11 protein-coding genes are annotated in these 13,535 nt (G+C 36.9%); all 11 read right to left on the minus strand.

The window, feature by feature from the left end:
• Nucleotides 1–2 precede the first annotated feature (2 nt).
• The 11 genes from EUI_RS0103260 to EUI_RS0103310 all read right to left on the minus strand — a co-directional run bounded on the left by EUI_RS0103260 (nucleotide 3) and on the right by EUI_RS0103310 (nucleotide 13,523).
• Nucleotides 3–1,034 (minus strand): ABC transporter permease, encoded by a 1,032-nt coding sequence (locus EUI_RS0103260; protein ID WP_010016045.1) that lies wholly within the window; start codon nucleotides 1,032–1,034, stop codon nucleotides 3–5.
• A gap of 11 nt (nucleotides 1,035–1,045) precedes the next feature.
• Entirely contained in the window at nucleotides 1,046–1,963 is a 918-nt protein-coding gene (locus tag EUI_RS0103265; protein ID WP_010016046.1) for an ABC transporter permease, read from the minus strand.
• A 79-nt stretch (nucleotides 1,964–2,042) separates the two neighbouring features.
• A complete protein-coding gene (locus EUI_RS0103270) occupies nucleotides 2,043–3,677 on the minus strand; it encodes a peptide ABC transporter substrate-binding protein (protein WP_010016047.1) in 1,635 nt (544 codons plus the stop codon).
• Between the two features lie 193 nt (nucleotides 3,678–3,870).
• Complete coding sequence (locus EUI_RS0103275) at nucleotides 3,871–5,508, minus strand: peptide ABC transporter substrate-binding protein (protein ID WP_010016048.1); 1,638 nt, start codon at nucleotides 5,506–5,508, stop codon at nucleotides 3,871–3,873.
• 181 nt (nucleotides 5,509–5,689) lie between these two features.
• Nucleotides 5,690–6,349, minus strand: coding sequence for an amino acid ABC transporter permease (locus tag EUI_RS0103280; RefSeq protein ID WP_010016049.1), 660 nt, complete (start codon nucleotides 6,347–6,349; stop codon nucleotides 5,690–5,692).
• Nucleotides 6,350–6,358: 9 nt separating this feature from the next.
• Entirely contained in the window at nucleotides 6,359–7,000 is a 642-nt protein-coding gene (locus EUI_RS0103285) for an amino acid ABC transporter permease (RefSeq protein WP_010016051.1), read from the minus strand.
• A complete protein-coding gene (locus tag EUI_RS0103290; RefSeq protein ID WP_010016052.1) occupies nucleotides 7,000–7,866 on the minus strand; it encodes a transporter substrate-binding domain-containing protein in 867 nt (288 codons plus the stop codon). Before EUI_RS0103290 ends, EUI_RS0103285 begins: the two co-directional genes overlap by 1 nt.
• 86 nt (nucleotides 7,867–7,952) lie before the next feature.
• Nucleotides 7,953–8,690, minus strand: a complete 738-nt coding sequence (locus EUI_RS0103295) for an amino acid ABC transporter ATP-binding protein (RefSeq protein WP_013231176.1) — start codon at nucleotides 8,688–8,690, stop codon at nucleotides 7,953–7,955.
• Between the two features lie 219 nt (nucleotides 8,691–8,909).
• A complete protein-coding gene (locus EUI_RS0103300) occupies nucleotides 8,910–10,706 on the minus strand; it encodes an ABC transporter ATP-binding protein (protein WP_010016055.1) in 1,797 nt (598 codons plus the stop codon).
• On the minus strand, nucleotides 10,690–12,477 hold the full coding sequence (locus tag EUI_RS0103305; RefSeq protein WP_010016057.1) for an ABC transporter ATP-binding protein: 1,788 nt from the start codon (nucleotides 12,475–12,477) through the stop codon (nucleotides 10,690–10,692). The genes EUI_RS0103300 and EUI_RS0103305 overlap by 17 nt, the downstream gene beginning before the upstream one ends.
• Before the next feature lie 95 nt (nucleotides 12,478–12,572).
• On the minus strand, nucleotides 12,573–13,523 hold the full coding sequence (locus EUI_RS0103310) for a YdcF family protein (protein ID WP_010016059.1): 951 nt from the start codon (nucleotides 13,521–13,523) through the stop codon (nucleotides 12,573–12,575).
• Nucleotides 13,524–13,535 lie beyond the last annotated feature (12 nt).

Here is a 13,535-nt window from a genome sequence, read left to right on the forward strand (position 1 = left end):
TCTTAGTCTTCACTCGCACGCGGATCAAAAGCATCACGTAAGCCATCACCTAAAAGAATGAAAGCTAATGATACTAAGACCAACACTGCTGATGGAATTAATATTTGATAAGGATAGAATTGCAACATAGCTTGTGCATCAGAAATCAATGATCCCAAAGATGCAGTTGGTGGTTTGACACCCAAGTTAATTGCCGACAATACTGCTTCAAACATAATTGCATTCGGTACTGTCATCATAATTTGAACAATAATCGTGCCAGCCATATTTGGAATTAAATGTTTGATGGCAATCTTAAGTGAACTTTCACCCAACGATTTAGCTGCCAAAACATAATCACGTTCTTTCAGTGTTAGCGTCATGTTACGTACCTGACGTGCCATGCCAAGCCAACCTGTCATAGCAATAGCTAAGATAATTGACAACACACCACCACCCAGCAACAGACCGAGCATAGTAACAATAATTAAATTCGGAATGGATGATAATATTTCAATAATACGTTGCATCACATTATCAATCCAACCGCCCTTCCATCCAGAAAACACACCATAGGCGACACCAATAAGTAAATCAATCAAAGTGGCAACAATAGCAACCAACAATGAAATACGTAAACCAACTGTCACACGCTTAGCGACTGAACGGCCGATATTGTCCGTTCCCAAAATAAACTTTTTATTTTCAGGCACACCTTGCGACTCATAGACATTAGTCGCTGTTGTATCGCCAGGTGCCTTTATTTTCCCATTCCAACCAGGAATTGGTAAGCCAGAATTAGGCGGTAAGTTCTTATATACGCCAACTTTGTCAGAGTTGAATGCGTTAGCATTTTTTTGTGGTACAAATATATTTGATAAGACCGCAAAAGCCAAAATAAATATTAAGAACCACAATGAGATAACCGCAAGCTTATTAAGCTTGAGTCGACGCCAAGCATCTTGCCAAAATGACAAGGCCGGCTTTGAGATATGTTCGTTGGCTTTAGAATTTTGTGCGCCAACGATGACAAAATCTTCAGTATTTGCTGCCATCATAAGCCTCCTTATTGCAAACGAACACGCGGATCAATAATTGCTGTCAAAATATCCGTGATCAAAATCATAACCATCAACATAGCTGAATAAACGATCGTAGTTCCCATAATAACTGGAAAATCCTTTGACGGAATCGACAAAACGAATTGTTGACCAATACCAGGGATTGAGAAAATTTGCTCGATTAACGTTGATCCCGTCAATAAACCTGCAGCCATTGGTCCAATCAGTGTCAAAACTGGAATCATAGAATTACGATAGGCATGTTGATTAACGACTTCTTTAGCACTCAATCCTTTAGCTTTAGCCAACTGTACATAATCTGAACTTAACGATTCAATCATCTCTGAACGAACAAAACGTGTCGTAATAGCTGCTGGACTCATAGCTAAAGCAAGAGTTGGTAAAATAGTTTGTGAAAATGAATCACCCCATCCTGAAACTGGGAAAAGTGGCCATTTAAATCCAAACAAATAAACCAAAATAATTCCTAAGATAAAACTTGGTATTGAGATACCAAGTGTTGAGATAATACCTAACGTACCATCAATTTTATTGTTTTTATTACGTGCAGATGCAGCACCCATAAATAGTCCTGCAATCACACCAACCACCAATGCTTGCGCACCCAACTGCGCTGAGATAGGCAAGCGTTGACCAATTAACATGCTAACTGGCTGATTTTGATATTGAAATGATATGCCAAAATCACCATGAGCCGCACCAATTAAGTAATTCAAATATTGTTGCCAAAGTGGTAAATCTAAACCGTACGTTGACTTCAACTGCGCTATTGCTTCTGGTGTTAATTTAGGGTTAGTAAACGGCGTTCCAGGCATGATTTGCATCAAGAAGAAGGTCGCAGTAACCACTAAGAAAAGCGTAAAGATAAGTAACAGCAGTCGTTTTAAAATATATTTCCACATAATATCATCTTCCTAAACAAATAAGAACCAATCCAAACTAATTCTTATTTGAAATTAAATATTTTTTTACGATCTATTATTACTTGCGATATGCGTACTTGAAGTCTTGAATCAAACCTGTTGTATTTGTCACAACGCCTTTGACATCAGAATTCTGCAAAGCGTAATGTGCCCTGAACATCAATGGACTATAATTAGAATTTTTAAACAAAGCTGCTTCTGCATTTTTATAATCCATATCACGATCCGACTGGTCTAGTGCATCTTTTGTTTCAGCCTTATTAACGGCATCAGTATATGCGTCATTTATAAACTTGCCATCATTGTAAGAACCATTATTTTTAAACAAATCATAGAAAGTCGAACCCTCAGGATAATCACCACCCCATGCAGTTAACAATATCTCAAAGTTTTGAGTCTGAGCATCTTGTAATCGTTGCTTAAATGGTACAAATTTTTGATTGATTGTCAGACCTGGCAAATCTTTCTGCCAAGAACCTTGCAAATAATCAACAACTACTTTGTTAGCTGGTTGATCCGAAGCTGCTTCGATTGTCAAAGTTGCTTTTGTTTCGCCAATTTCTTTCAATCCTTCAGCAAACAATTTGGCTGCTTTGTTTTTATCGTATGTATATCCAGGCGCAACATACTGAGCTAAGTCTTTACCACTTGCTGTTTTAGCTAATCCTGTTGGTACCAAAGCTATACCAGCTGTAGATACACCGCCAGTGACCTCTTTAACAAGTTCAGCACGGTTTGTAGCCAAATTCAAAGCCTCTCGAATTTTAGTATTTGCCAAAAATTTGTTTGTTCCTGTTTGGTTATACTCAATATAATCCGTTCGTGCTTCTGGTACCTTAACACTGTCTTTACTACCCTTATTGGCACTATAAAGCTCTGTTGTTGTTAAGGGGGCTTCATCTAATTTACCTTGTTTATAAAGTTGCACAGCCGTTTCAGGTTTTTTGACAACTTGATATGTTAATGTTTGTGTTTTGACACTTTTAGCATCCCAGTAATTTTTGTTCTTCACAAGTTCAAATGTACCATTAGTCCCATTCCAACCCTTAAAGGTATAAGGGCCTGAATACAATTGCTTTTCGGATGTTGTGCCATAGGACTTACCTTGCTTAGCAACAAATGATTCCTTTTGAGGCATGAAATTTGAGAAAGTCAATAGGTATTCAAAATGTGGCATTGGATGTGCTAAATTAAAGGTCACTGTGTTTCCTTTAGAGGTAACACCTAATTTACTTACTTTTTCTTTACCTGCAACAATTTCATCTGCATTTTTAACACCTGATGCAAGATAAGCATATTGTGAAGCTGTCTTAGGGTCGACAATTCGTTGCCATGAATAAACAAAATCCTGTGCTGTTAACTTTGATCCGTCAGACCACTTTAAACCACTACGTAATTGAGCAGTGTATGTTAGTCCATCACTTGACACTTTAATCGATTTAGCTAAATCAGGGATAGCCTTCCCCTTTGCATCAACTCGCAACAAGTTAGATCCAGAATTACCAATAATCTGATTAGAATATTGGTCTGTATTTTTTGAAATATCTAACGTTTGAATATCTGTTGGTAATGAATAATTCAATGTCCCTTTTGCGGCAGATTTTTCACCGCCCCAAAGACCTACAGCACGTGTACCACCACCGACAACAACAACTGCTGCTGCGCCGATAGCCACCTTTTTCCATGTATCCATACTAATATCCTCCCAAGATATGCCAGTCATTTTTTAAATACATATTAATAAATAATACTATATCATTTAATATTCTCATATACAACTAATATTCAATCGTTATATCTTGTGAGATCATTTTTAAATAAAATAAGAATCAACTAACGTCAATTCTTAATCTACTCATTCAAACTGATTTGTTATTAAGCAATATTTACTTCTTAACTGCTAATTTCCAGTCTTGATTCAATCCAGTTGAATTAAGAACAATACCGGTCACCTTAGGATTTTGTAATGCATAACCTGCACGGAAATATAATGGGTTGAAGTTGCTATCCTTTAACAATGCTGCCTCAGCCATTTTATAGTCGTTATCACGAGCTGATGCCTTCAATGCATCAGTTGATTCAGCCTTATTAACTAAAGCGTCATAAGCTTCATTCTTGAACTGGCCATTATTATTTGAGGCATCTGTTTTAAAGATATCGTAGTATGTTGATCCCTCTGGATAATCGCCACCCCACAATGACACAACAATGTCAAAGTTTTGTGTTTGTGAATCTTTAATACGTTGTGAAAATGGTACAAACTTTTGGTTGATCTTCAAACCTGGCAAAGCCTTTTCCCATGATCCCTGCAAATAATCCAAAGTTGACTTAGCTGCTGGTGAGTCTGCGTCTGAGGTAACAGTAATCGTTGCCTGACTCTCACCAACTTCTTTCAATCCCTCTTGGAACAAAGTGGCTGCCTTTTTAGGGTCAAACTTATAACCCGGCGCAACAAACTTAGCTAAATCTTCACCAGAAGCTGTCTTAGCCAGACCTTCTGGTGCCAAACCAGTTGCTGGCGTTGAAATTCCTGCAGTCACTTGATCTGTTAATTCTTTACGATTAGTTGCTAAGTTTAAAGCTTCACGAATCTTAGCATTGGCTAAGAATTTGTTCTTACCTGTTTGATTATATTGCAAGTAAGCTGTGGTTGCTTCTGGTGCCTTTGATACATTTTTATCATTCTTGTTAGCTTTGTATAGTTCAGGTGTACCAGAGATAAGTACACGATCAATCTTTCCTTGCTTATAAAGCTGAACTGCTGTTTCCGGCTTTTGAACGACTTGCACATCAATTTGTTTTGTCTTAATATTTTTGGCATCCCAATAATTATCATTCTTAATTAACTTAAAACTATTGTTAGTACCATTCCAGCCTTCAACTTTATAAGGGCCTGAATAAAGTGATGTTGCTGCAGTTGTTGCATATTTTTTACCTTCTTTAGTCACAAAACTTTGTTTTTGTGGCATAAAGTTAGAGAATGTTAATAGATATTCAAACTGTGGTAATGGTCGTTCTAAGTCAAATGTAATTGTGTTTCCCTTAGCTGTTACACCAAGTGTATCAACATCGGCTTTCCCTGCTGCAATTTTGTCAGCATTCTTTACGCCTGACGCAAGATAGGCATATTGAGAAGCTGTCTTAGGATCAACAATTCGTTGCCATGAATAAACAAAATCTTGTGCTGTTAACTTTGACCCGTCAGACCACTTTAAACCATTTTTCAAAACAACTGTGTATTTCAAACCATCATCAGAGACTTTCACTGACTTAGCCAACTCTAACTGTGCTTTTCCTTTAGAATCGACACGCATTAAGTTTGAGCCTGAATTACCAATAATTGCTCCAGAATACGTATCCGTATTCTTAGAAATATCCAACGTTTGAATAGGCGTTGGCAACTGAAATGACAAATTCTTACTATTTCCTGATGAGCTTCCGCCCCAGAGACCTGCTGCACGTGTACCGCCAACAACAACCACAACAGCTGCTGCGCCGATAGCCACTTTTTTCCATGTATCCATACTAATATCCTCCCGAGATATGTCAGTTATTTTTTAAACACACATTAATGAAATTAGTATATCACTTAATATTCTCATATACAACTAATATTTAATCGTTATATTTCACAATACTATTTTAAAATAGATTGATTACATAGTTAACAGAGAGCGATAACTAACCTTAGTAGCATTATTGTATCTAAGCCAATTTGTGATCAGCCCATTTTGCTAATAGTGATAAGCCATAGTTTAGCAAGAAATAAACCAACGTAATTGCAATTAGTACAGGAACTATATATGTTGAATTTTGTGCATAAACAATTTGACCACGATAAGTCATTTCAGATAGCACAATTCCCAATGCCAAGCTGGTGTCTTTTACCAATGAAATTAATTGAGAAATAATTGGTGGTATCATTTTTTTGTAGGCTTGTGGCAAAACAATATAAACCATTGTTTGCATATTACTCAAGCCATTCGCTCGTGCACCTTCAAACTGACCATTATCAACTGATTCCAGACCACCACGCACAATTTCTGCTAGCATAGCTGACTCAAATGTACTCATTGCAATAACTGTGGCCCAAAAGATTGGTAAATGAATGCCAATTTTAGGTAGTGCAAAATAAACAAAAAATATAATTAATAACAATGGTAAATTACGAATGATATTGTTAATTGTACCCACAAATGTAGAAAAATAAGGTAAACGTTCAAATTGAATAATGCCAACAATAGAACCAAAAATCAAACTCAAAATAACTGATATAACTGATACACCCACAGTAATACCCAAACCACCCAACAGATAAAGGACGTTTTGTGGTGTGAAGGCGCTAAATATTCCTAATGTAACCATAATTCCTCCTTACAATGCGCGCTTAAGCTTACGCTCAAGGTGTTGTATATAGTAGCTTAACGGTAATGTGAGAATTAAGTAGAAGATTGCCACAATAATATACGTACTGAATGTGTCAAATGTATTTGCCGCAACCATATTTCCTTGATACATCAAGTCTAATCCACCAACAAACGCGAGGATAGATGAATTTTTTACCAAATTAATAAACTGATTTCCCAATGAAGGTAAAGCAATTCGAAATGCTTGAGGTAAGATAATATACTGCATTGCTTGTCCAAACGACAAACCATTGGCACGTGCACCTTCCATTTGTCCACCATCAACTGCTAAAATACCCGCTCTAACAGTTTCGGCAATAAATGCTGACGTATACAACATTAAAGCGACCGTTCCAGAAGTGAATCCACTCATCTTAACGTACTTTGAAACAACTAGAAAAAAGAAGAAGGTAATAATTAACAAGGGAATATTTCGAAAGACCTGAACATAAACGTTTCCTATTACTTGCGCCCATTTTTGTGGGACAATCTGCATAATTGCAAAGCCTGTTCCAAGAATCATTGATCCAATCAATGCAATTATACTAGACAGTAATGTATAACCAAATCCTTGCAAGAATGTTGGGAAATTATTTTGTAATAATGCCATTATTTCGCCTCCAAACTGCGCCAATCAAGACCTGGAACGTGACTAAACCACTTCTTAATGAGCTGATTATAAATACCATTTTGTTTAATCGTAGCCAATGCCGCATTCGTTTCTTTAATCATTGGCTTTTGATTATTATCAAAAGCAATCCCATAAGGGCCATGTGTGAATGTTCCACCAGCAATATGATACTCAGGGTTTTCCGTGGCAAAACCATACAAAATAGCATTATCCGTTGACATCGCTTGCCCTTGACCACTTTTTAGAGCTTGCATCCCTGTCGCATAGTCCTGAACAGCTAGTAGTTTTGCTTTTGGCGCAAATTTTGCCGTTTCAGTGGCCGCTGTTGTGCCAACAACCACAATGACCGTGTATTTAGAACTGTTCATATCTTTTATTGAATTAATACCAGAATCTTTTTTAACTAAGATTGACTGGCCAGCATCAAAATACTGATTGGTAAAATCAATAATTTTTTCACGTTCTGGCGTAATTGTCATTGTTGATACAGAACCATCAATATTTGTGTTTTTCAGTAACTGCATCTTTGATGCTGTTGAAACTGGCACAAACTCAGCAGACATTGGTACACCAGTTTGCTTTGAAATTTGAACTGTCAGTGCTCTAGCAATGTCAATATCAAATCCTTGAGATATACCCGTTTTTGTATCCATCAGTCCAAATAAACGTGTATCAGCTTTCACACCCCACACAATTCGGCCTAATTTTTCCACACGAGCGAGTGTATCTTGATGTTCTGCATTTCTATTGGCTGTTGCTGTTGCCCACATTAAACCAAGGACAATAACGGCAGCCAAGACAATTGTAGCTATAATGCCAAATTGTCGCTTTTTAGCTTTTTCCATAATATATATACGTCACCCATCTAGTTCATAGCTTGATTGTATACCCCTCAAGCCATGGGCCTCAGTAAACGCAATTCCTCCCTATTTTAGTGATGTTCAACTTGACTCAAAAACTTTTGTGCACGAACTTCCTTTGGCTTTTCAAAGAATTCCTTCGTTGTGCTATCTTCTAAAATTTCTCCCTCAGCCATAAAAATAACACGATCTGCAACGGCTTTCGCAAAACTCATTTCATGTGTGACAACAAGCATTGTCATTGACGAATCTTTAGCAATGTCTCGCATAACATCTAATACATCCCCAACCATTTCAGGATCTAAAGCGGAGGTTGGTTCATCAAACAATAGTGCTTTTGGTTGCATAGCTAATGAACGCGCAATTGCTGCACGTTGTTTTTGACCACCAGATAATTCTGATGGCATATTAGCCGCTTTATCAGCTAAACCAACTTTTTCCAACAACTCCATCGCTAATTTCTTATTTTCAGCCTCATCTCGCTTCAAAACCAAACGTGGTGCTAACATTACATTTTCTAAGGTTGTTTTATTATCATACAAATTAAAATGTTGAAACACCATGCCAACATTTTTACGAATACGATTCATATCTGTTTTTGGGTCGTGCAAGTCAAATCCGTTGACTAGTAACTGTCCTTCTTCGATTTCTTCCAAACCATTAACAGTACGAATCAATGTTGACTTTCCTGACCCAGAAGGGCCAATTAAAACAACTGTCTCACCTTCATCAATTGTTAAATTAACGTTTTTTAGTGCGTGAAAGTTACCATAGTACTTTTCTACATTTTTAAACTCAATCATTGACATACGTAAATCTCTCCTTATTCATGCGTATTCACCATATCGCACACATATATTAACTGTAAAAAGATGACAATTAAAATACTTTTTCGTATTTTAAGTCTGTTCACCTGATTATGTTCTATTTCTATTGTACCCGTTTTAACTCATTGTCACCATATTCATGGCAGAAAACATAACATACAAATGTGAACTATTTAACATTTTACACACATTACTTTATTTTCAATTACTATCATTAGTTATACCTTGTAAGCGATATAAGTCATAGTATTGTCCCTGCAACTGCAGTAATTCCTCATGTGTTCCATGTTCAACAACCTCACCTTTATCTAACACTAAAATCAAATCAGCATCTTTAATTGTCGATAACCGATGTGCAATAGCAATAGTGGTACGATTTTGACGCATTTTTAATAGTGATTTTTGAATCAAAGCCTCCGTCTCAGTATCAACATTTGCTGTTGCTTCATCCAATATTAAAATTTTGGGATCTCTAACAATTGCCCGTGCAAAACTAATTAATTGTTTTTCCCCAGCAGAAAATCCTGATCCGCCTTCTTGCACTTTTGCATGATAATTACCTGGCAATGCAGATATAAACTTATCAGCCCCAACAAACTCGGCAGCTGCCTTAACTTGTTCATCTGTAATCGTATCATCATACATACGAATATTAGATGAAATATCACCAAAAAACATGAACGGATCTTGCAAAACCAATCCCATTTTTTGACGAATATTTTTTAAAGCAATGTCTCGAATATCATGATCATCAATTAAAATATTTCCAGATTGAAACTCATAGAATCGCATCAGTGCATTGATTGTTGAAGATTTACCAGACCCAGTGTGACCAACAAGTGCCACCGTATCACCCGGATTAGCCGTAAAATTGAGATCTTTTAATATTTGATGTTGCCCATCATAACTAAAATCAACATGCTGAAACGCGATTTTTCCTGCTGTAATATCTTGCTTGGCATCCACATTCTGTGCTGGCGCATAAGTATCATCAGCTAAAATACCTAAAATGCGATAACCTGACACAAGTCCTTCTTGAAATGGACTAAATAAGTTCATAACACTTTCTAATGGACTAAATATGTTGTTTAAATACGTGGTAAAAGCATAAATGACACCTGCAGAAACAACTGTTGACATGGACATCACACCAAAGTACCAAAATACGAGTACCATGGCTGCGCCCAGCAACATATCGACCATTGGCTCCAGCAATAAAGCATCTGCCTTTACCATACGAAAACGGGCATTAAAATATTCACCATTGACTTTAGCAAACGACTTTTTAAAACGATCTTCTTGATAAAACTCCTGAATAACATCAATACCTGTAATACTTTCAGCAATTTTAGCATTTAAATGTGATAGCCGTTCACGCATATGTCGAAACAAGCTAGATGAAAAACGTTGATATAAAATCACTGACCCGACAATAAACGGCACAACAATAAGCATCAGCAAAGTTGCTTTGACGCTCACCGTCAACATACCAATGTAGGCACCAATCATGCTCATAACAACAAATGTTAATTGCATGAAAAACCGCCAAAAATCAGCAAGCGAGGCTGTGTCATTGTTAACACGAGTGACTAACGAACCAGCTGGCACTTGGTCAAAAAATCTCATACCTAAGGTATGTAACTTACGAAATACTTGCACTCTTATATCTTCTAGTGCATATTCAGCAGCTACTGTGAAATAATAGGCATTTAATGCATCTGCCACAGCTTGACTGACCCGGATGACTGCTACTAAGACTGCAAAACTAATCATTACTTGTAAAGTAACGCTATCACGCTGTTGCAAATACGTCGTCATATAGTAAGCAATAATACGAGGTGCTGCTGCTTGCAGTAAAGCAAATGCAGCGCCAATGGCTAATGCACCAAAAAACATTTTTCGAAAGGGTTTGGCCATTCTAACCAGTGTCACAATAACTCTTATCTGTTCTTTAATCGGGATACTTTTTGCCCACACAGAACTATTTTTTCCAGACATCGTTAACCCCCTTTCCACTTAATTTATCTTCAAGTTCCGTTGCTAATTGCTGTTGTTGATACATTTCTGCATACCAGCCATTTCGCGCAATTAAAGACGCATGCGTCCCACGTTCTTTAATTTCACCATGGTCAAACACAATAATTTCATCCGCGTTCATCACTGAACTAATACGGTGTGCAGCAATAATGGTTGTTTTTTCGCGACGCTCAGACTTTAAGGTCCCCAAAATATGTTTTTCCGTCAATGCATCAACTGCTGAAAGTGCATCATCCAAAATCAATATTTCTGGATCAGTAATCAATGCGCGCGCAATAGCTAATCGCTGTTTCTGACCACCAGACAGGCTAACTCCCTGCTCACCAACTTCAGTATCATATCCATCTGGCAATGACAAGACATCTTCATTAAAATCAGCTTTTTTAGCAGCTAACATCACATCACGCTGATTTTTATTGATATCAGAAAATCGAATATTATCTCGAACCGTTGTTGAGAACAAAAAATTCTCTTGTGCTACGTAGCCAATTGATTTTAAATAAGCGCTAAATGTATACGCTTTAATATTCACATCACCCACTCGAATATCACCGGTGTAGCCATCAAATTGACGTAATAGTAGTTTAATTAAGGTTGTTTTGCCAGCACCAACACGACCAACAATGCCAAGCGTCTCCCCTGCCTTAACCATGATATGGACATTGTGTAACGCCGGCTTTGTAGGATCCCCGTCTGGATAAGTAAACTGATCAATATTAATATTTAAATCACCTTTTGCCTGCTCAACAACACCATCTTCATCTTCAATAATGGCTGATTTTTCTGACAAAATACTTTGTACACGTGTATATGATGCGTTTCCACGTTCCAAAACATTGAACAGTTGACCTAATCCAAACATTGGCCATACGAGCAAACCTAAATATGTCGAAAATGATACCAGTTGACCAATTGTAATTTGATCGTTAAGTACAAGTGACCCACCATATGTCATCATAATAACGAAACTAATTGTCATTATAACGGTAGCCATTGGTCCAAATAATGAATCGATTAATGCCACCCTTTTATTGATTTGAATTGTATCTTTAACTTGAGACTCAAAAACGGCAACATCGGCCATTTCTTGTCCTAAAGTTTTAATGGCTTTAACACCAGCAATTGATTCTTGAGACTTGTTTGATAAACGTGAAAAAGCTTCTTGTGCTGATGTAAATGCCTGACGCATTTTTGGTGACAAATATCGCACACCTAAAACTAAAAGTGGTAAAGGTAAGACACCTATCAAGGTCAATCGCCAATCAACAACAATCACCATTGAAATGACGGTAAAAATAATCACAACAACTGAATCAACTAACATTAAAATGCCACCAGATGCAACGCGTTGTATAGCTGACAAATCATTTGTAGCATGTGCCATCAAGTCACCTGTTCGATGTCGCTGATAAAAAGTGGTATCCATCTTCATATAATGATCAAACAATTGCTGACGCAATGTTTTTTCAAGTAAAGCAGACCCTTGAAAAATATGCGTAATCCAAGCGTATCTAAAAACATACATCAACAGCGCAAATAAAAAAATGCCACCAGCATAAAACACTAAGTTTTCTACTGTTAGCGTCCGTGATACAACTTGATCTGTAAAACGGCCAATTAAGGCTGGTGACACCATTTGAGAAATTTCCGTCAAAAACAAAAAAGACAGTCCCACAATATAAAGTCGCTTATTTTGACGGAAAAACCACATTAATTTTCCAAAAATATTCATACACATCTCCAATTTTATATTTAAAATTTATAACAAAATAATGCGCGTCAAAACTTAAATATCTCTCAAAACAAGATAAAAAATGTAACATACGATTAGTATGTCATTATTTGATTAGCCACAAATGCAATTGCACCCCAAACTAACGCCCACAATATTTGACGTTTTATATTCATACTCATTACACCAGCGAATTCTCTAAAAAAAGCCGGTACACGATAAACTAAAGGCACAAATCCCCCACGTCCTTGCGCATCAATATTTTGTTTTTTAGCTAACAAAACACCTCTAAAAACATGATAACCACTTGTATAAAATGTAAATGGTTGCTGAGAAAGTAATTGTGACGTATATTTTAAATTTTGATAGGTATTTCGTGAACGGTTTTCTAGTTGTGTTTTCTCAAGTGGTACATCATAATGTGATACAGACCAGTCGCGCATCGCTTCAGCTTCACTAATTAACTGATCTTCCCCCTGTCCACCAGAAAAAACAATCATCGGATATTCCGACATTTTGTTGGCATCTGCTACTGCTGCTTGAATACGTTTATCGACTATGTTCCCGACTCTATATCCTTCTGCCAAACCGCCACCAAGCACTACCAATGGCCCGTGAGTTGGTGCTTTGCTTTGATAACCGTAGATTACACTGCTCACTATAAACCGACAAAATTGCCATACAAAATATAACATCAACCATGGTGCACTCAACCACCATAATGACCACTGACTAAACAATAATAAACACATCAGATAAACACCAACTAACAGCGGCAATCCCCACTGATGTGACTTTTTCCAACTATGTCGTACCATACTTAATAACAACAAAATACCAAAAAAAACAGCCATACTATAACCAATATGAACAGTTAATTTTAAAACTTTTGGTGTAACATTTAAAAAATGGTACATAAAAATAACGACACCAATAACAATGAAAACCCCAAACGTGCCAATTCTCATTGTCGCAGGATTTTGTTGCACTTGGTAGTGCAACAAAATTCCTAATACAATTATCGTTAAAAATAAAAAGATTTCCATAAGCTTATTGTA

Origin of the sequence: Leuconostoc gelidum subsp. gelidum KCTC 3527 (assembly GCF_000166715.1) — a bacterium.
Lineage (GTDB): Bacteria > Bacillota > Bacilli > Lactobacillales > Lactobacillaceae > Leuconostoc > Leuconostoc gelidum.